The sequence below is a fragment of the Streptomyces sp. NPDC001848 genome (assembly GCF_042891915.1).
Classification (GTDB): Bacteria; Actinomycetota; Actinomycetes; order Streptomycetales; family Streptomycetaceae; genus Streptomyces.
This window is the reverse complement of sequence record NZ_JBIATP010000003.1, coordinates 408,624-427,932: the sequence shown is the minus strand read 5'-3', so window position 1 is coordinate 427,932 and position 19,309 is coordinate 408,624. Positions and strand designations below refer to the sequence as shown.

The following is a 19,309-nucleotide window of genomic DNA, read 5'->3' as shown; positions in this document are numbered from 1 at the left end:
ACCGCTGTGAGCACCGTTGCGAGCGCCGCCGTCGACGCGCCCCTGAACATCCCCGTCGACGCGCCCCTGAACACCGCCGTGGACGCCTCCCTGAACCAGAACTGGGCCGTCCCCGCCGTCGCCCTCGTCGTCCTCGCGACCGTCCTCGTCGGCGCCTTCGGGCTGCGCGTCTCCCGCACCACCTCCGACTTCTACGTCGCCTCGCGCGCCGTCGGCCCCCGCCTGAACGCGGCCGCGATCAGCGGCGAGTACCTGTCCGCGGCCTCCTTCCTCGGCATCGCCGGACTCGTCCTCGTCCGGGGCCCGGACATGCTCTGGTACCCCGTCGGCTACACCGCCGGCTACCTCGTCCTGCTGCTGCTCGTCGCCGCGCCGCTGCGCCGCTCCGGCGCCTACACCCTGCCCGACTTCGCCGAGGCCCGGCTCGCCTCCCGGCCGGTGCGGCGGCTCGCCGGGGCGTTCGTCGTCGGGGTGGGCTGGCTGTACCTGCTGCCCCAGCTCCAGGGCGCCGGGCTCACCCTGGCCGTGCTGACCGGCGCCCCCCAGCAGCTGGGCGGGATCATCGTCGCCGCCGTGGTGGTGGCGACCGTCGCCGCGGGCGGCATGCGCAGCATGACCTTCGTCCAGGCGTTCCAGTACTGGCTGAAACTCACCGCCCTGCTCGTCCCCGCCCCGTTCCTGGTACTCGCCTGGCAGGGCGACGGCGCACCCCGCGCGGCGTTCACCGAACCGGCGACCTTCCGCGAGCACCGCGTGGTACGGATCGACGACACCCTCGACCTGACCCTGTCCCGCCCGCTCGCCGTCACCGCCTCGGGCACCGTCGACGGCCGCCGGTACGACGGACAGCGTGCCGACCTCGCCGCCGGCTCCCACCGCATCGAGCGCGGCACCCGGCTGACGTTCACCCCCGGCGACCCCGTCCCCGTCGCCGAGCACGGCAGCAATGGCGGCATGTCGACCTCGCTCGCCTCCGGCCGTGCGGAACGCCCGCTGTACGCCACGTACGGGCTGATCCTCGCCACCTTCCTCGGCACCATGGGCCTGCCCCATGTCGTCGTCCGCTTCTACACCAGCCCGCACGGGGACGCCGCCCGCCGCACCACCGTCGCCGTACTCGCCCTGATCGGCGCCTTCTACCTCCTGCCACCCGTCTACGGCGCGCTGGGCAGGCTCTACGCCCCCGAACTCGCCCTCACCGGTGACGCCGACGCCGCCGTCCTCCTGCTGCCCGACCGGATGATCGGCGGACTCGGCGGGGACCTGCTGGGCGCACTCGTGGCGGGCGGTGCCTTCGCCGCGTTCCTGTCCACCGCCTCCGGACTGACCATGGCGGTGGCCGGGGTGCTCGCCCAGGACGTGCTGCCCACGCGGGGCGTACGGCACTTCCGGCTCGGCACGCTGTCGGCGATGGCGGTGCCGCTGACGGCGAGCGTGCTGGTCGGCGGGCTCCCCGTGGCCGACGCGGTGGGCCTCGCCTTCGCGGTGTCCGCGTCGTCGTTCTGCCCGCTGCTCGTGCTCGGCATCTGGTGGCGGCGGCTGACCCCGCCGGGTGCCGCGGCCGGGATGCTGGCCGGTGGCGGTTCGGCGTTCCTGGCGGTGGCGGCCACCATGGCGGGCTACCCCGGCAGCGGCACCCTGCACGCCCTGCTCGCCTGGCCCGCGCTGTGGTCGGTGCCCCTCGGATTCCTCACCATGATCCTGGTGTCCCTGGCCACACCGGGACGCGTGCCCGCCCAGGCCGCGGCGATCCTGGCCCGGTTCCACCTCCCCGAGGAACTGCGGGTGGAGGGCAGGGCGTGAGCGGCTTCCTCGCCGGCCTCAGCGTGGCCGTCCTGCCCCTGCTGGCCGCCGGGTTCTGGCTCGGCCGGCGCACCGCCCGCCCCGAGCGCCTCGGCGGGCTCGGCACCCCCGTCGAGCACGCCACCTTCCAGACCCTGCACACCGCCTCCCTGGCCGCGCCCCCGCTGCGCGGCGGGCTCACCGAGGAGACCGCCCGCAGGTCCGCGCGCCGGCTGCGCTCCCTGCTCGGCACCGACGCGCTCTGCCTCACCGACCGGGACACGGTGCTGGCCTGGGACGGCGCGGGGGAGCATCACCGGGAGGAGGTGCTGCAGCGACTCGCGGGCCCCCTGGAGACCGGCCGCGGCGAGGCCTTCCGGCTGACCTGCGACGCGCCCGACTGTCCGCTGCGCTGGGCCGTGGTCGCGCCGCTCACCGTGGACGACCGCGTCCACGGCGCGCTGGTCGCCTGCGCGCCCCGCGAATCCGCGGTGCTCGCCCGCGCCGCCGGGGAGGTCGCCCGCTGGGTCTCCGTACAACTGGAGCTGGCGGACCTCGACCGGTCCCGTACCCGGCTCATCGAGGCCGAGATCAGGGCCCTGCGCGCCCAGATCTCCCCGCACTTCATCTTCAACTCGCTGGCGGTCATCGCCTCGTTCGTGCGCACCGACCCCGAGCGCGCCCGTGAACTCCTGCTGGAGTTCGCCGACTTCACCCGCTACTCGTTCCGCCGGCACGGCGACTTCACCACGCTCGCCGACGAACTCCACGCCATCGACCACTACCTGGCGCTCGTCAGGGCCCGCTTCGGGGAGCGGCTCACCGTCACCCTGCAGATCGCGCCCGAGGTACTGCCGGTCGCCCTGCCTTTCCTCTGCCTCCAGCCGCTCGTCGAGAACGCCGTCAAGCACGGCCTGGAGGGCACCACCGACCAACGGCACATCGCCATCACCGCCCGGGACGCCGGCGCCGAGGCGCTGGTCGTCATCGAGGACGACGGCGCGGGAATGGACCCGGAGTTGCTGCGCCGCATCCTCGCCGGCGAGGGCGGTCCGTCCGGCGGCATCGGACTGTCCAACGTCGACGACCGGCTGCGCCAGGTCTACGGCGACGACCGCGGGCTCGTCATCGAGACCGCGCCGGGCGCGGGAATGAAGATCACGATCCGGTTGCCGAAGTACCAACCGGGGGTGCACTCGGCCGGACGGCTGCCGCGCCCGTGAGCGTCAGGGGGTGCGGGTGGTGAGCACCATGCCGAGCGTGACCAGGCCGAGGACGACCCAGCCGAACCAGAGCCAGCCGCTGCTGCCGAGCGCCACCGTGTAGGCCGTCACCACGACGAGCGCACCGACGGTGAGCACCCCCATCGCCTTTGTGGAACCGGGCATCGCAACACCCTCCTCATGGTTCGTCCTTACCCATGGTGCCCCCGTTCTGCTTGCGCACGGTGCAGACGACCAGATGGGTTCCGGACAACCAGGCGCTCTGGCCCGTCCAGGAGGCGGCTTCGTAGCGGGACGGGTCGAAGCCGTAGTCCTTCGGCGGCACGTCCCGCGCGCACGCCGCATCGGACAGGCTCTTGGCCTCGGTGAGGGTGGTGCCGGGGCCGAGCCGGGTGAAGCCGAGCACCTGCTGGTCGTGTGTCCCCGTGCAGGGGACCAGGCGGGCCACCCGCAGGGAAGGTGCGTTCAGGCAGTCCCGTTTCTGCATGTCGGCCGTGTCCACGAACGGCATCCCCGGCTTGCGGTGGTCCCCGAGCGGCCCGTACACCGGCCCGTGCGCGCCCAGCACCAGGCACGCGGTGCGCTGCCCCGCCGCCTCGAATCCGGCCCGGGTCGGGACGACGGCGTAATCGCGCACGTCGGCGAGCTTCCCGCGGATCTCCTGCGTGCGCTGCTCGCACGCGTCGGGCCCGCGCCGGCGCGCCTCGTCCGCGGACGGGCTGCTGACGAGCGCCATGACCTGCCCGTCCGGTGTCCTCTCCGAGCAGGTCGGATCCACGGTCAGGCGCGGCGGACCACCCTGGAAGCGGGTCCCTGGCCAGTCGGCGACGACACAGTCACCGTCCTTCAGGGGCCGGGCGAGACCGACGGCGTCCCCGTACGGCTTGGCCGCCGCGCCGCCCGACGGGTGCACCACCGCGTACCAGACCCCGCCCAGGGCGAGCACCAGCCCCAGGGCACAGGCGAGGAGGGCGCGCAGGAGGTGGGCGCGGCTCCGGTGGTGGGCCCGCCGGTTCGGCGGGGAGGGCGTGGCCGGGGAGGCCGGCAGGCCGCCGGCCACCGGACCGGGGGAGGCCGCGACCGGTGCGTGCGGACGCGCCCACCGCGTCCGCGAGCCCGGGACCGGGCGGCTCGCCGTCGCGATCGCCGTCAGTGCGGCTGCCGTGTCCGCCGCCGTGATCCGCAGGGCCGGGTCCTTGACCAGGACGGCGGACAGCAGCGGTCCCAGAGCCCCGGCCCGCACCGGGGGCCGGGGCTCTTCCAGCACCACCGCCGTGAGCTCGGCGAGCTGGGTGTCCCGTTCGAAGGGCCCACAGCCCTCGACCGCGAAGTACAGGGTGCAGCCCAGCGAGAACAGGTCGGCCGCCGCGGTGGGCGGCCCGCCGGTCGCACGCTCGGGCGCCAGATAGCCGGGCGTGCCGACCAGCGCGGACGTCAGTGTGTACCGGGGCTCGCCCGCGTCCGGTTGCACCGAGATGCCGTAGTCGGTGAGCAGGACCCGGGCGTACGGTGCCCCGCCGCGGTCCGGCGCCAGCAGGATGTTCGCCGGTTTGACGTCCCGGTGCATGACACCCCGCTCGTGCCCGGCGGTCAGGGCGTCCAGCACGGCGAGCCCGATGCGGGCGCACTCCGCGGGGTCCAGCGGACCGCGCCGGTGAACGAGCTCCCGCAGGTCGAGTGCGCTCACCACGTACTCCATGACGATCCACGGCAGGCCCTCGTGCTCCAGCACGTCGTGCACGGTCACCACATGCGGATGCCCGCGCAGCCCGGCCGCGTGCCGGGCCTCGGCCCGGGCCCGGGCGACCCGGGCGGCCCGCTCCTCGGTCGCCTCGACAGGGTCGCGGAACACGATCTCCTTGAGGGCGACCTCGCAGTCCAGGCGCTGGTCATGGGCGCGCCAGACATGGCCCATGGCGCCGCTGCCGAGCCGGTTCAGCAGGAGATAGCGGTCGGCGATGACCCGGCCCACTCCCGACTGCGGTGATCCTGAAGGCATCGCGTCGCTCCCCGGTCTGATGCGGCGGTCTGGTGCGGAACGTCCGTGGGCGAGCCGGTCACGGGGCTGTGCGTGACCGGTGGGGTGCTCGTGGCCGGCTTGCTCGTGGCGGGGCTGCCGGTGCCCGGTCTCCCGGTCGACGGCGTTCCGGTCGACGGCCTGTGGGTTTTGGGCGCCGAGGTGACGGGCTTCGACGGGCCGGGGGCCGATGTCGCGGGCGTGCTGCTCGAGCTCGGTTTGCCGGTGGTCGGGGAACCGGTCACCCCGGGTGCCGTACCGGACGGATCCGCGCTGTGCGACGCGGACGGGCGGGTGGACCTGGACGGCGAGGAGCCGGCCGGGGTGCCCGCGCCGCTCGCCGGCGGCGACGAGGAGCCGCCCGACGCCGACGGGGAGGACGAGCCGCCGGACGCCGGCGGGGAGGACGAGCCGCCCGACGCCGGCGGGGTGGAGACCTTCCCGGTGTCGGCCGGAGCGGAGGCGGAGGTGCTGCCGCCCTTCCCCGGTGTCGTCGTCCCGCCCGACGACGGGGGAGTGGACCCTCCCTTCGTGTCGCCGCCCGCTCCGTGCGTCGTACCGGCGGTGTCCACCGACAGCGTGACGTACTGCCCGAACGCCAGCTCGGTGCCGGGCGCGGGATCCGAGCCCGTGACCACGGCCTCGTCGGGCGGCGTCCCCTTGCCGGCGTACGCGACCGCGAGCCCCAGGTCCGTCAGCCGCCGGCCGGCCGAGGCGAACGGCAGCCCCGTCACCCGGGGCACCGGGTGCCGCACCCGGGCATCGAAGGGGGAGTCGTGTCCACCGGCTGTGCCGACGGGGCGGCTGATCCCGCGGCCGGGGTCGTCGACGTCGACGAGCACGAGCCGGGTCAGCGGCTGCGGCGCGGGCCTGACCGCCACCACCGAGGAACGGTCGTATCCGGCCCATTTCCTGTTGCCGTCCTCGAACCTGACCGAAATCCGTGTGGTGTCGCCCTGGAAGGGGCGCAGGGGATTTCCGCAGGAGCATTTCACCGTGGGCTGCCCCTGGTCGTCCACCAGTACCGCGATTCCGGCCTGCAGCAGCGAGTTGAAAGCGGTGGCCCTGCCCTTTCTGTAGTCGTGGTTCTGGACGAGAGTGTCGTGACGTAGCAGGACCGGTGTGAGCCGGTCGAGATAGTCGGGGATCTGTGACCGGGAAATTCCGAGGACCTGCGCCCAGACCTCCGCCTTGCGGTCGTTCACGGGATCGGTGAGGAATTCCTTCAGCCGCTTCACGTCACAGATCGTGGGCTGCCGGGAACCGCCGTAGAGCCCGGGTGTGTTCCCTGCCTGCAGGCCTCCGGGCACCTCCCGGATCCGGACCGTGGTGTCGTGCCCGAGACCGCTGCGCTCATCGAAGAAGGGATTCAGCGACGGAACCCCGACGGCGACGGCCTTCACCACGAACGCCTGTGCGCTTTTTCCGCATCCGCCGACGACCAGTACCGCGACCAGCAGAACGCCGATCCTGCGGGCCAGGGATTTCCCCGCCCTGTGCAGAGACGCGCGCATTGCCATCACCGCTCCCCCCTGCGGTCCCCCACGCCCTGCAGAGCGGTGGCAGGGCGTCACCGGACCAGGCTACCGAATGGAGCGGCACTTCAGACAGCCCGCAAAGAAAGGGAATTCAGCGGTGTGAAGGAACTCAGCGGCCGCGTGCGTTGAGTGAGGCGAGATAGGCGTTGTACGCCTCGAGTTCCTTGTCGCCGTCGCGGTCCGCGGCCCGGTCCTTCCGCTTGGCCTGCCGCTGCTCGGACCGGTACCACTGGAAAAGCAGCGCGAGCAGCACCAGCACGGACGGGACCTCGCTGAACGCCCAGGCGATGCCGCCCGCCGACGTCTGGTCGGCCAGGGCGTCGATACCGAGCGAGGCGGGCGGGTGCCGGTAGGCGTCGACCATCGGGGTGGACGCCATCATCAGCGCGATGCCGAAGAAGGCGTGGAACGGCATGCCGGCGAACAGCTCCAGCATCCTCATCAGATGCCCGGGCCGGTGCGGGCCCGGGTCGATGCCCATGATGGGCCAGAAGAACACCAGTCCGACGGCGAGGAAGTGCACCATCATCGCGATGTGCCCGGCCTTGGACGCCATCAGGAAGTCGAAGAGCGGGGTGAAGTACAGCCCGTACAGGCTCGCGATGAACAGCGGGATGGTGAACGCGGGGTGTGTGATGACCCGCACATAGCGGCTGTGCAGCAGCATCAGCAGCAGCTCCCGCGGCCCCTTGCGGTCGCGGCCCGCGGTCGGCAGGGCGCGCAGTGCCAGGGTGATCGGCGCGCCGAGCAGGATCAGGATCGGCGCGAGCATGCTGATCAGCATGTGCTGCACCATGTGGACGCTGAACATGACCATGCCGTAGTCGTTCAGCCTGGTGCACATCGTGAGCAGCACGATCAGCACGCCGACGACGTACCCGAGGGTACGGCCGACCGGCCACTTGTCCCCGCGTCGTACGAGCCGGACGACGCCCCACCCGTACAGCCCGAGCCCGATCAGGCAGGCGACGAGGAAGAACGGGTCCGTCGACCAGGCGAGCCCCCGCCCCAGCGTGAACGGCGGCAGATCCATGGTCATGCCGTGCCCGCTGTGATCCATCCGCCGGCTCCTGTTTCGTGGGGGTTGTGCGCTGTCTGTCCACAGCTGTCTGTCCGAACCCAGAGTAGAACCGCCCCCGGCCGCGGCTGCGACCGGGGGCGGCTGGAGTCTGCCGATGCGTTACAGGACGCACTCCGCCTCGGCGTACCGCTCCATCGGCACCGTCTTCAGCGTCTGCACCGCCTCCGCCAGCGACACCATCACGATCTTGGTGCCGTGCAGCGCGGTCATCATGCCGAACTCGCCCCGGTGGACGGCCTCGACCGCATGCCACCCGAACCGCGTCGCCAGCACCCGGTCGTACGCCGTGGGCGTACCGCCACGCTGCACATGCCCGAGGATCACCGGACGGGCCTCCTTGCCGAGCCGCTGCTCCAGCTCCAGCGACAGCTGCCGGGCGATCCCGGCGAACCGCTCGTGGCCGTAGATGTCCTTGCCGCCCTCGTCGAACTCCATGGTGCCGGGCTTCGGCTTGGCGCCCTCCGCGGCCACGACGATCGCGAACCGCTTGCCCGCGGCGAACCGCTCGCCGACCCGCGCGGCCAACTCCTCGATGTCGAAGGGGCGTTCCGGCACGACGATCGCATGGGCGCCGGCCGCCATGCCGGAGTGCAGCGCGATCCAGCCGGTGTGCCGGCCCATGACCTCCACGATCAGCACCCGCTGGTGCGACTCGGCGGTGGTCTTCAGCCGGTCCAGCGCCTCGGTCGCCACGCCCACGGCCGTGTCGAAGCCGAAGGTGACGTCCGTGACGGCGATGTCGTTGTCGATGGTCTTGGGCACGCCGACGATCGGCAGACCGTTGTCCGACAGCAGCCGGGCCGCCTTGAGCGTGCCCTCGCCGCCGATCGGGATGATGGCGTCGAGACCGAGTTCCTCGACATGGCCCTTGGCCCGCTCCACACCGTCCCGCAGGTGTTCGGGACGGACCCGGGAGGAGCCGAGGATGGTGCCGCCGCGGGCCAGGATGCCGCCGACCGCGTCGAGGTCGAGCTTGAGGTAGTCGCACTCCAGGAGACCCTTCCAGCCGTCCCGGAAGCCGATGACCTCGTCGCCGTGGTCGGCGACGGCGCGGTGCACGACGGACCGGATGACGGCGTTCAGACCGGGGCAGTCGCCACCGGACGTGAGGACACCAATGCGCATAGCCCGATAAACCTTCTCAACGTGGGCACGGGACCGGACCACGCTGTCCGGCACGATCCCCGCCACCCTACCGGCGTCAGGGGGCGGGACCGCACCGTGCGTCCGCCTGCTGGACGCGCCCGCTCAGCTGTGCGGAGAGGCCGTCAGACGGGCCCGCTTGCCGCTGGTTGGCCGACCGGTGTCCGGGCCGCCCGGCGGCCCTGCGGAACCGTTTCGGTGGAGCTGCCGCGCAGCCGTGCCCACGCCGGGGGCCTACGCTGCGGTCTGCTGCGCAGCCGTGATGCGCTCGTTGCGGAGCGCCTCGTACCAGCGGTCGTCGACCGGCGGCAGCGCGTTGACGTCGAGCGCCAGCTTCAGCAGCAGGTCCGCGATCTGCGGGTTGCGCGCGAGCACGGGACCGTGCATGTACGTGCCGAAGACCGTGTCGTTGTACGCGCCCTCCGTGCCGTCGCCCGTGCCGTTGCCCTTGCCGAGCTTCACCTGCGCGAGCGGGCGGGCCGTCGGGCCGAGGTGGGTGACGCCCTGGTGGTTCTCGAAGCCGGTGAGCGGGGGCAGACCGAGGCGCGGGTCGATGTCCGCGAGCACGTCGCCGACGCACCGCTCGCCCTCGCCGCGCACCGAGACCACGTCGAGCAGACCGAGGCCCGGCTCGCGCTGCCCGAGGTCGTTGATGAACTCGTGGCCGAGGATCTGGTAGCCGGCGCAGACCGAGAAGACGATCGCGCCGTTCTCGACGGCCCGGTAGAGGCCGCCGTCACGCCGCAGTCGCTCGGCCGCCAGCCGCTGCGGACGGTCCTCGCCGCCGCCGATCAGGTAGATGTCGCCGGAGGTCGGGATCGGCTGGTCGCTGCGGACGTCCAGGCGGGCCACGTCGAGGCCGCGCTGGCGGGCCCGGCGCTCCACGACGAGCGCGTTGCCCTGGTCGCCGTAGGTGCTCAGCAGGTCAGGGTAGATCCACACCAGACGCAGCTGGTTGTCACTCATCGATGATCGTCCTTCGTGGTCAGTTGCCGACACGGCGGCGCAGGTCCTGGAACGCGGTGTAGTTGGCGATGACCTCGATCCGGCCCGGCGGCGCGAGCTGTACGGCCTGGTCGAGGTTCTCGCAGACCTGGAAGGACTGGTTCGCGACCTCCAGGCGCACGGCGAGGTCCAGCCTGCGGTCGCCGATGACGAAGATCGGGTGGCCGGTCAGCCGGGTGTAGTCGACGTCCCACAGCCAGGAGGTGTCGGTGCCGTCGGCCGAGCGCGCGTTCACGGAGAGGATCACCGGGGTCGGCGGCGGGTCGATCAGCGAGAACGTCTCCAGCCAGCCGGCCGGGTTCTTCGCCAGCAGCAGCCGCAGGTCGCGGTTCTGGAACTGGACGACGTCGTAGCGACCGGCGACGGCCTGCACCTGGTACATGCGCTCCAGGGCGACCTGTGGGGGCACGCCGAAGACGGCGGCGACGGCGGCCGAGGTGGCGGCGTTGGCCTTGTTGGCGCGGCCCGGCAGCTGCAGGTGGATCGGCCAGGCGGAGCCGTGCGGGTCGAGGACGTGGTCACCGGACAGTGCCCAGCTCGGGGTCGGCCGGCGGAACCCGCACTCGCCGCAGTACCAGTCGTCGCCGGGGCGCTGCATCACACCGCCGCAGGACGGGCAGGACCAGGCGTCGTCCTTCCACATCTGGCCGGCGGCGACCCAGATCACATTGGGAGAGGAGGATGCGGCCCACACGACCAGCGGGTCGTCGGCGTTCGCGACGATGACGGCCTTGGACCCGGCCAGGCCCTCGCGCCAGTTCTCGGCGAGCATACGGGTCTCGGCGGCGCGGTCGAGCTGGTCGCGGGAGAGGTTCAGCAGCGCGATGCACTTCGGCTCGGTGTCCCGGGCGACCCCGGCGAGGTACTTCTCGTCGACCTCGATGACCCCGAACTTGGCGTCCGAGCCGCCAGCCAGCGCCGAGGTGATGCCCGCGGGCATGTTGGCGCCGAGCGCGTTGGAGACGACCGGGCCCGCGGCGCGCAGCGCCTCGGCGATCAGCCGGGTGGTCGTGGTCTTGCCGTTGGTGGCGGAGACCAGGATGACGTCCAGGTTCTGGGCGAGCTTGCCGAGGAGGTCGGGGTCGAGCTTGAGCGCCACTCGGCCGCCGATCACCGAACCGCTGCCGCGCCCCGCGGCGCGCGATGCCGCAGCGACCGCCTTGCCCGCGGTCACGGCCAGCTTGGCCCGCGGCGTCAGCGGGTCCGAGTTGCCTGCCATCAGTTCTCGATCCTCCTTGCGTACAGCGCCGCGCCCTGTTCCGGCAACGTGTGGGCCTCAGCCTATCGAGATCCCCGCACGCCCCCGAACCGCGGCACCACCGCGGCGTCCGCGCGGCCCTGCCGACCGTACCCTTGCCGACATGCCACATCGCACCATCCCGGGCGCCCGAGGGCGGGTCCGGCCCATCACCGTGCTCGGCGACGTCGTACTGCGTGAGCCCTGCCGGGAGGTTACTGACTTCGGTCCCGAACTGGCCCGGCTGGTCGAGGACATGTTCGCAACGATGTACGCCGCGAACGGGGTCGGCCTGGCCGCGAATCAGGTGGGCGAGCCGCTCAGGGTGTTCGTCTACGACTGTCCGGACGACGAGGACGTGCGTCATGTGGGCCATGTGGTGAACCCGCGGCTGGTGGCGGCGGACGGCGTGGTGATCCGGGGGCCGGAAGGGTGCCTGTCCCTGCCGGGGCTGGAGGCGGGGACGGAGCGGTACGACCGGGCGGTCGTCCAAGGGTTCACGGTGAGCGGGGAGCCGGTGCGGGTGGAGGGCACCGGGTGGTTCGCCCGGTGCCTGCAGCACGAGTGCGATCACCTGGCCGGTGGGCTGTACGTGGACCACCTCGCGGGGTGGCGCCGGCGGAGGGTGTTGCGGCAGGTCGCGAGAGCGCCGTGGGGGCGATGAGACGTCGGCGACTGCGGGCCGTCCCCGGCTGGTCGCTCCCCCGAGTTCTCGGCTTCGCTCGAACAGGGGGACTCCCTTCGCGGCGGAGCCGCATGTCGACACAGCCCCGCGCCCCTCTCGGGGCGCCTTCAGAACCCGGGGCCTCCCATGCGGTCCCCGGCCGCAGCCAGCCGACCCCACAACAGGTCGGCCAGGCTCCGCACCAACTCCGCCCGCGAGCACGGCCGTTCCCCGAGCCACCAGTCTCCGGCCGCGTGCATCATGCCGACGATGCCGTGGCCCCACACGCGGGCGAGCTGGTGGGTGTCCGGGCCGAGGTCCAGGCGTTCCTCGATGACCTGGGCCAGTTCCTCACCCATGCGGCGCAGCAGTGGGATCGAGTGCCGGCCGGTGTCGAAGCCCTGGTCGTTCTGCGAGCCGCCCTCCGCGGGATGCATCAGGAAGCGGTACACCTGCGGTCGTGCCTCGATCGCCGCCAGGTACGTGTCCAGCGTGGACTCCACGCGCTCCCGCCGGTCCGCCGGGGCGTCCAGCGCGGCCCGCAGCGAGTCGAGGAGGGCATCCGTGTGGCGTTTGGCGAGCGCCGCGTACAGACCGCCCTTGTCGCCGAAGTGGCGGTAGAGGATCGGCTTGGTGATGCCGGCCTCGGCGGCGATGGCGTTCATCGAGGCGCCGGGGCCGTCGCGCAGCACCACCCGGTCGGCGGCCTCCAGCAACTCTCGCCGTCGGCGGTCGGCGGACCGCTCCTGATCGGTCCGCTGCGTGGTGTCCATCATCTCTCCCCACCCGTCCTGATTCGGTGACGCCTGCGCAAAGTAACACTGAAAGGCGGGCCGGTATCGAACGAGCTGCCGACTCGCCAGGCAGGCGGCTCGTCCGAGGCCGGGAGTTGACTTCTCCTACTGGCGAGTAACAGACTGCTGTTACCGCAAGTAACACGTTAGCGCAGTGCTGGAGGGGACATGGCCGAGTTCACCATGGAGCTCAACGACGAACAGAAGGAGGTCCGGGACTGGCTGCACGGCTTCGCCGCCGATGTCATCCGCCCCGCGGCCGCCGAATGGGACGAGCGTGAGGAGACTCCCTGGCCGGTCATCCAGGAGGCCGCGAAGGTCGGCATCTACTCCCTCGACTTCTACGCCCAGCAGTACTTCGATCCCACCGGCCTCGGCATCCCCGTGGCCATGGAGGAGCTGTTCTGGGGCGACGCGGGCATCGCGCTGTCGATCGTCGGCACCGGACTGGCCGCCGTCGGCGTCCTCGCCAACGGCACCGAGGAACAGATCGGCACCTGGATCCCCCAGATGTACGGCGACGCCGACGACGTCAAGGTGGCCGCCTTCTGCTCCTCCGAGCCGGACGCCGGCTCCGACGTCGCCTCCATGCGCACGCGTGCGGTGTACGACGAGGCCAAGGACGAGTGGGTGATCAACGGCACCAAGACCTGGGCGACCAACGGCGGCATCGCCAACGTCCACGTCGTCGTCGCGGTCGTCGACCCGGAGCTGGGCTCCAAGGGCCACGCGTCCTTCATCGTCCCGCCGAACACGCCGGGCCTCGCCCAGGGGCAGAAGTTCAAGAAGCACGGCATCCGCGCCTCCCACACCGCCGAGGTGATCCTCGACAACGTCCGGGTCCCCGGCTCCTGCCTGCTCGGCGGCAAGGAGAAGCTGGACGAGCGGCTCGCCCGCGCCCGGGAGAAGGCCAGGAAGGGCGGCGACCGCGTGAAGAACGCGGCGATGGCCACGTTCGAGGCGAGCCGCCCGGCCGTCGGTGCGATGGCCGTGGGCACCGCCCGCGCCGCCTACGAGGTCGCCCTCGACTACGCCAGGACGCGCGAGCAGTTCGGGCGGCCCGTCATCGACAACCAGGGCGTCGCCTTCCAGCTCGCGGACATGCGGACGCAGATCGACGCGGCGCGGCTGCTGGTGTGGCGCGCCTCGTGGATGGCGGTCAACGGCAAGCCGTTCACCGCGGCCGAGGGGTCGATGTCGAAGCTGTTCGCCAGTGAGACGGCGAAGAAGGTCACGGCGCAGGCGATACAGATCCTCGGGGGCAACGGCTACACCCGGGAGTACCCCGTGGAGCGGATGCACCGGGACGCGGCCATCTACACGATCTTCGAGGGGACGAGCGAGATCCAGCGGCTGGTGATCGCCCGGACGCTCTCGGGGATGCCCATCCGCTGAAGGGCCGCACACGGGCTCTAACGATGCTTGAGCGGCGTCAGCTGCTCGATGTCGTACCGCCTCCGCAGCGCCTCGATCGCCTCCTGGTCCGGTGGGCCCCCGTTGCCCAGGATCTCCAGGAGTTCCTCGAAGTAGCGTTCGTGGTCCGGGGGCGGGGACGCCTGGAAGAACATCTTCGCCGGGGTCTCCGTCGGGTTCGCGAAGGCGTGGGGGCAGCCGGGGGGTACGACGATGACCGTGCCCGGGGTCGCGCGCAGCACCCGGCGGCCCGAGCTCGACTCCCACTTCTGCCAGTTGTCGGGGGTGCGTACGCGCGGCTCGAAGGCGAGCACGTCCAACTCGCCCTCGAGCACGTAGAACAGCTCCTCGCTGCGCGTGTGCACATGGGCGCCGACGTCGAAGCCCGGCGGCACGATCACCTCGAACGTGGATGCCATGCGCGAGTGCGAGCCGGTCACCTTGAACGTCACGTGCTGAGCCGGTGTCCGGACCACGCGTCCGTGACCCGGCGGAACGAAAAGGCCTTCGGCGGCCACGGGTCTGTCAGTCATCGTCATGAGCGCTCACCAGGTCACGGGTAGGGCCTCGGGCCCGCGGGACAGCGCGCCCGCACGGAACGGGACCTCATCGGGCGGCACCGCGAGCCGCAGCCCCGGTACCCGGTCCAGGAGGACGTCCAGCACCAGGTCGGACATGAGCCTGGCCGGCATGCCGCCCGGGCAGCGGTGCGGGCCGCAGCCGAACGCCAGATGGGGGTTCGGGTAGCGGGCGAAGTCGATCGTCTCCGGGTCCGGGAAGACGCCCGGGTCGCGGTTCGCCGCCGCGTACGACACGTACACCGCCTCACCCGCCCGGATCCGTACGCCCGCGACCTCCACGTCCTGCGTCGCGATCCGGGGCGGGCCCATGGGGTTGCGGTGCGGGATGTGGCGCAGCAGTTCGTCGACGGCCTGCGGGCGGACCGCGGGCTCCGCCCGCAGGCGTTCGGCCAGGTCCGGGCGGGTCAGCAGGAGGTGGAACATCCGGGCGGTGTGGTCGGTGACCGCCTCCGCGCCGAACTGGAGCAGCACCGCGAGGCCGACCGCCTCCTCGAGCGTCACCTCGCCCAGGCCCACGGCGGCCCCGAGCAGCGAGACGACGTCCTCGCCGGTGCCGCCCTCGCGGACGCCGATGAGATCGGCGAAGTACGCGCTCATCTCGTCCCTGGCCCGCTCGCCGGCCTTCGTGCCGTGCGCGGTGGACAGGGCGAGCCGGGTCCAGGTGCGCAGGTCGTGCCGGTCGGCGGCCGGGACCCCCGTCAGCTCGCAGATCACGGCGGCGGGGAAGGGGTCGAGGACCGTGGCGGTGAGGTCGGCGGGCGGCCCGTCCTGGAGCAGCTCGTCCACCAGTTCGTCGAGCATGTGCCGCGCCGTCTCGCGCACCCGTTCGGTGCCGCGCGCCGAGAGGGCCGCGGCGACCGAGCGGCGCGGGCGGGCCGGGTCGGGCGGGTCCGGGAAGCCGACCGCGTCCCGCTGTGGGACGACGTGCGGGGCGAGCCGGGCGGGCTGACCGTCCCTGACCGGCTCGTGGCCGAACCGGGGATCGTTCGTGACCGCGCGCACATCGTCGTAGCGGGTCACGAGCCAGGCCCAGCCCCCGCCGTGGGGCCGCCGGACCCGGGTGACCGGGCCGTCGCGCATCAGATCGGCCAGGTCCGGGCCGAACGCCACGCCGGGCGGGTGGAGGGCGGGCCAGGGCCGGACCGGCGGCAGGGTCCCGCTGCTCTTGTCGGTGGTCATCTCATCTCTTCCCGTTGCCGGAGATGTTCCAGCGGCCGAGGGCCATCTCCGCCGTGATGCCCGGTCCGAAACCGGCCAGCAGCCCGCGCGCCGCGTGCTCGGCACCGCCCGACTCGAACAGCCGGCGCAGCGCGTCCAGGACGACGGCGCTCGCGATGTTGCCGTACTCGGTGAGCGTGGCCCGGCTGAACCGGAACGCCTCGGACGGCACGTGCAGAAACTTGCTCAGGTCGTCCAGGATCCGCGGGCCGCCCGCGTGGACGATGTAGAAGTCGAGCTCGGAGGCGTCCCAGCCGTGCTGTCTGGCCAGGGCGTCGAGCGCCGGGGCGAGCGGTTCCATGGTGGTGGGCACCCGCTTGTCCAGCAGGAAGTGGAAGCCGGTGGCCCGGACGTCGTACGCGATCCACTCCTCGGTCTTCGGGATCAGGTACGAGCCGTTGCGCTCCAGCTTCACGCCGGTGCCGCCCTTGCCGCGCACGACCGCCGCCGCGATGCCGTCGCCGAACAGGCCGTTGGAGAGCAGCGAGCCGACGCCCAGATCGGTGGGCTGGTAGCACAGCGAGCAGAACTCGCAGGCCACGATGAGGGCGTTGGAGTTGGGGTAGGCCGTGCAGAAGTCGTGCGCCCGGTTGATGGCCGCGCCGCCCGCGGCGCAGCCCAACTGGGCTATGGGTATCTGCCGGGTGTCGGTGCTGAAGCCCATCGTGTTGATCAGCCACGCGGTCAGCGAGGGCATCATGAACCCGGTGCACGACACGTAGATGATCACGTCGATGTCGGTGGTGAGCAGTTCGGCGTCATCCAGTGCCTGCTGCACCACCGCGGGCACGCGCGCCTTCGCCTCGGCCTCGTAGATGTTGTTGCGCTCCTCGAAGCCCGGGTGCTTCAGGGTTTCCTCGATGGGCTGCACGATGTGCCGGGTCTTGACGCCGGTGTTCGCGATCAGCCGCAACGCCAGCGGGAGTTGGGGGTGGTCCGGGTGGCGGGAGCGCGCCAGGTCGAGCGTCTCCTCCATCGTGATCACGTGTTCCGGGACGGAAACCGCGGGCTTGCACAGAGTCGCCATGGAGTGCGCCTTCTTTCGCCTTGGCGGAGGACTCTTCGTCCCCCGGCGGAAGGGGGTTCACCCGTACGTGGGTGGTCCACCCACGATCACCCGGCGCAGCGGGGATATCTCGCGGTGCTACTCCGATTCAGTGGTGGACGTACAGTGACGGTTGATGTGCGCAAGGTGACGATCCGGAGCCCGAGGAGGAGTGCCGATGACACGAACGGCCAGGGAACTGCTGGAGAGGACCACCGGGAGTCTCACCCCGGACCCGCACGCCAACCGGCTGCTCCCGCTCATCGCCCGCGGCGCGGCGCGGCCCGCCACGCTCGCCGCCCTCGCCGCCGAACAGCGGGAGGTGATCGCCTCCGACCGCCGCGCCTTCCGGCACCTGGCCGAACGGTCCCGGGACGAGCCCGCGTGCGCGGACTACTTCACCGCGCTCGCCGAGGCGGAGGCCGTGGCCCAGGACCGTCTGGGCGCGTACGCCGCGGCCTGCCAGGGGGCGAAGCCGGCCGGGTACGAGCCGATGGCGGACTGCCAGGCCTACGCCGCCTACGTGGCCTGGCTGGCCCTGAACGGCGAACCGGCCGAGGTCGTGCTGGCCCTGAGCGCCAACTTCGCCACCTGGGGCGACTACTGCGCCAGGATTGCGCAGGCACTACGCCACTACTACGGCTTCACCGACGAGGCCTGCGCGTTCTTCGACTTCTTCGCGGAGCCGTCCGTGGACCTGGAACGGAAGGCGAGGGCGGCGATCCAGGAGGCCCTGGACGCGGACCGTCTGGACGAGGAGCGCGCCCACCACTACGGCCGCCTGCTCCAGAACTACGAGACCGGGTTCTGGCACGCGCTGTGGGAACTGGACGGCCGCGGGTGACCGCGGCGCCCCTACGAACCACTGCTGTGCGCGATGCACGCCACGTCGATCCGGTCCGCGAGCTTCGCCAGCTCGATGGCCAACGCGGCCACCGTGTCCTCGTCCAGCCCCTGCTCCCCCTCCTCCACGAGCCGCACCCATCGACCGCCCAGCCTGCGCAGCAACTTGCTGACATCGGCGGCAGCCACCTGCAAGGTCCCGCGGTCGTCCACGATCAGAGGCAGGGTCACTTCGCGGTTCACACAGGCGATCGTAACCGCGGAACGCTCACGCCCCGTGCCACACCGTGGTGATGTTGCAGAACTCTCGGATTCCGTGCTCGGCCAGCTCACGCCCGTAACCGGAGCGCTTGGCCCCGCCGAAGGGGAACGCGGGGTGGGACGCCGTCATCCCGTTGACGTATACCCCGCCGGCCTCCAGGTCCTGGACAAAACGGTCCACCTCGGTGCCGTTGCGCGTCCAGACGTTCGAACTCAGCCCGAACGGCGAGTCGTTCGCGATCGCCACCGCCTCGTCGAGGTCCGCCGCCCGGTACAGCGTGGCCACCGGGCCGAACGCCTCCTCGCGGTGGATCCGCATCTCGGGCGTGATGTCGGCGAGGACGGTCGGCGAGTAGTACCAGCCGGGCCGGTCGGGCCGCTCACCGCCGCACAGCACCGTCGCTCCCGCCTCCACCGCGTCGTCGACGAGTTCCTCCAGGTCGGCGCGGCCCCGCTCGCTGTACAGCGGCCCGACCTCGGTCTCCTCGTCCATCGGGTCGCCGACCTTCAGCGCCTTCATCCCGGCCGTGAACCGCTCGGCGAACGCGTCGAACACGTCCGCGTGCACGATGAACCGCTTGGCGGCGATGCACGACTGCCCGGTGTTCTGCACCCGGGCCGTCACCGCGATCCGCGCGGCCCGGTCGAGGTCCGCGGACGGCATGACGATGTACGGGTCGCTGCCGCCCAGCTCCAGCACCGTCTTCTTGATCTCGTCCCCGGCGACCGAGGCGACGGACCGGCCCGCGGGCTCGCTGCCGGTGAGCGTGGCCGCCTTGACCCGCGGGTCGCGCAGCACCTTCTCGACCTCTCCGGAGCCGATCAGCAGGGTCTGGAAGCAACCCTCGGGGAAGCCCGCCCGGCGGAACAGGTCCTGAAGGTACAGCGCGGTCTGCGGGACGTTCGAGGCGTGCTTGAGCAGGCCCACGTTCCCCGCCATCAGCGCGGGCGCGGCGAACCGGATCACCTGCCACAGCGGGAAGTTCCACGGCATCACGGCGAGCACCGGGCCGAGCGGCCGGTAGCGCACGATCACCCGGGAGGCGCCCGAGTCCTTCACATCGACGTCGGCGGGCTCCTCGTCGGCGAGCAGCTCCTCGGCGCGCTCGGCGTACCAGCGCATCGCCTTGGCGCACTTGGCGGCCTCGGCGCGGGCCTGCTTGACCGGCTTGCCCATCTCGGTGGTGATCACCCGGGCGATGTCCTGCCGCTCCTCGTCCAGCAGGTCGGCCGCCCTGCGCATGAGCAGCGCCCGCTCGGCGAACGTGGTGGTGCGATGGGTGCGGAACGCGGCCTCGGCGGCGGCGAGCCTGCGCTCGATCTCCTCCGCGCCCAGGGCGTCGTACGTCTTGAGCGTCTCGCCGGTCGCCGGGTTCACGGTGGCGATGGGCATGGCTGACCTCCTGGAAAGGCTTGCTTCGACCTTCCCGCGCCGCGGTGGCGGCCGCAACGCGGGCCGGCGTT

17 protein-coding genes and 1 pseudogene are annotated in these 19,309 nt (G+C 72.0%); 5 read left to right on the top strand and 13 right to left on the bottom strand.

What is annotated here, in order from left to right:
* Nucleotides 1-90 precede the first annotated feature (90 nt).
* A complete protein-coding gene (locus tag ACFYZJ_RS08190; protein ID WP_388564552.1) occupies nt 91-1,803 on the top strand; it encodes a cation acetate symporter in 1,713 nt (570 codons plus the stop codon).
* On the top strand, nt 1,800-3,005 hold the full coding sequence (locus ACFYZJ_RS08185; protein WP_388564123.1) for a sensor histidine kinase: 1,206 nt from the start codon (nt 1,800-1,802) through the stop codon (nt 3,003-3,005). Before ACFYZJ_RS08190 ends, ACFYZJ_RS08185 begins: the two co-directional genes overlap by 4 nt.
* A gap of 3 nt (nt 3,006-3,008) precedes the next feature.
* On the opposite strand, the gene ACFYZJ_RS08180 is transcribed toward ACFYZJ_RS08185, so the two are convergent.
* The 7 genes from ACFYZJ_RS08180 to ACFYZJ_RS08150 all read right to left on the bottom strand — a co-directional run bounded on the left by ACFYZJ_RS08180 (nt 3,009) and on the right by ACFYZJ_RS08150 (nt 11,008).
* A complete protein-coding gene (locus ACFYZJ_RS08180) occupies nt 3,009-3,170 on the bottom strand; it encodes a hypothetical protein (protein ID WP_388564121.1) in 162 nt (53 codons plus the stop codon).
* Nucleotides 3,171-3,183: 13 nt separating this feature from the next.
* The gene (locus tag ACFYZJ_RS08175) at nt 3,184-5,004 is read right to left on the bottom strand and encodes a protein kinase (protein WP_388564119.1); all 1,821 of its coding nucleotides are present in this window, start codon (nt 5,002-5,004) and stop codon (nt 3,184-3,186) included.
* Nucleotides 4,941-6,536, bottom strand: a complete 1,596-nt coding sequence (locus ACFYZJ_RS08170; protein ID WP_388564117.1) for a DUF6777 domain-containing protein — start codon at nt 6,534-6,536, stop codon at nt 4,941-4,943. The genes ACFYZJ_RS08175 and ACFYZJ_RS08170 overlap by 64 nt, the downstream gene beginning before the upstream one ends.
* 133 nt (nt 6,537-6,669) lie before the next feature.
* The gene (locus tag ACFYZJ_RS08165; RefSeq protein WP_388564115.1) at nt 6,670-7,620 is read right to left on the bottom strand and encodes a cytochrome c oxidase assembly protein; all 951 of its coding nucleotides are present in this window, start codon (nt 7,618-7,620) and stop codon (nt 6,670-6,672) included.
* A 120-nt stretch (nt 7,621-7,740) separates the two neighbouring features.
* The gene (locus ACFYZJ_RS08160; protein WP_388564113.1) at nt 7,741-8,766 is read right to left on the bottom strand and encodes a 6-phosphofructokinase; all 1,026 of its coding nucleotides are present in this window, start codon (nt 8,764-8,766) and stop codon (nt 7,741-7,743) included.
* Between the two features lie 252 nt (nt 8,767-9,018).
* On the bottom strand, nt 9,019-9,750 hold the full coding sequence (locus tag ACFYZJ_RS08155) for a type 1 glutamine amidotransferase (RefSeq protein WP_388564111.1): 732 nt from the start codon (nt 9,748-9,750) through the stop codon (nt 9,019-9,021).
* Nucleotides 9,751-9,769: 19 nt separating this feature from the next.
* A complete protein-coding gene (locus ACFYZJ_RS08150) occupies nt 9,770-11,008 on the bottom strand; it encodes a MurT ligase domain-containing protein (RefSeq protein WP_388564109.1) in 1,239 nt (412 codons plus the stop codon).
* A 142-nt stretch (nt 11,009-11,150) separates the two neighbouring features.
* Here ACFYZJ_RS08150 and def point away from each other — a divergent pair, with 142 nt between their 5' ends.
* Nucleotides 11,151-11,690, top strand: coding sequence for a peptide deformylase (def, locus tag ACFYZJ_RS08145; protein ID WP_388564108.1), 540 nt, complete (start codon nt 11,151-11,153; stop codon nt 11,688-11,690).
* A 128-nt stretch (nt 11,691-11,818) separates the two neighbouring features.
* Here def and ACFYZJ_RS08140 read toward each other — a convergent pair whose 3' ends face one another.
* Nucleotides 11,819-12,463 (bottom strand): TetR family transcriptional regulator, encoded by a 645-nt coding sequence (locus tag ACFYZJ_RS08140; protein WP_388564550.1) that lies wholly within the window; start codon nt 12,461-12,463, stop codon nt 11,819-11,821.
* Nucleotides 12,464-12,652: 189 nt separating this feature from the next.
* Here ACFYZJ_RS08140 and ACFYZJ_RS08135 point away from each other — a divergent pair, with 189 nt between their 5' ends.
* Nucleotides 12,653-13,879: an acyl-CoA dehydrogenase family protein gene (locus ACFYZJ_RS08135; RefSeq protein WP_388564106.1), complete on the top strand. Its 1,227-nt coding sequence runs from the start codon at nt 12,653-12,655 to the stop codon at nt 13,877-13,879.
* Between the two features lie 17 nt (nt 13,880-13,896).
* Here ACFYZJ_RS08135 and ACFYZJ_RS08130 read toward each other — a convergent pair whose 3' ends face one another.
* From ACFYZJ_RS08130 to ACFYZJ_RS08120, 3 genes and pseudogenes are all read right to left on the bottom strand, one after another.
* Entirely contained in the window at nt 13,897-14,430 is a 534-nt protein-coding gene (locus ACFYZJ_RS08130; protein WP_388564104.1) for a cupin domain-containing protein, read from the bottom strand.
* A 12-nt stretch (nt 14,431-14,442) separates the two neighbouring features.
* The gene (locus ACFYZJ_RS08125; RefSeq protein ID WP_388564102.1) at nt 14,443-15,657 is read right to left on the bottom strand and encodes a cytochrome P450; all 1,215 of its coding nucleotides are present in this window, start codon (nt 15,655-15,657) and stop codon (nt 14,443-14,445) included.
* Between the two features lies 1 nt (nt 15,658).
* A pseudogene (locus ACFYZJ_RS08120) lies at nt 15,659-16,729 on the bottom strand (type III polyketide synthase); the annotation flags it as partial.
* A 190-nt stretch (nt 16,730-16,919) separates the two neighbouring features.
* Here ACFYZJ_RS08120 and ACFYZJ_RS08115 point away from each other — a divergent pair.
* Nucleotides 16,920-17,585, top strand: coding sequence for a transcriptional regulator (locus tag ACFYZJ_RS08115; protein ID WP_388564100.1), 666 nt, complete (start codon nt 16,920-16,922; stop codon nt 17,583-17,585).
* 11 nt (nt 17,586-17,596) lie between these two features.
* Here ACFYZJ_RS08115 and ACFYZJ_RS08110 read toward each other — a convergent pair whose 3' ends face one another.
* On the bottom strand, nt 17,597-17,827 hold the full coding sequence (locus ACFYZJ_RS08110) for a DUF6213 family protein (RefSeq protein WP_366025761.1): 231 nt from the start codon (nt 17,825-17,827) through the stop codon (nt 17,597-17,599).
* 25 nt (nt 17,828-17,852) lie between these two features.
* Complete coding sequence (locus ACFYZJ_RS08105) at nt 17,853-19,238, bottom strand: NADP-dependent succinic semialdehyde dehydrogenase (protein WP_388564098.1); 1,386 nt, start codon at nt 19,236-19,238, stop codon at nt 17,853-17,855.
* Nucleotides 19,239-19,309 lie beyond the last annotated feature (71 nt).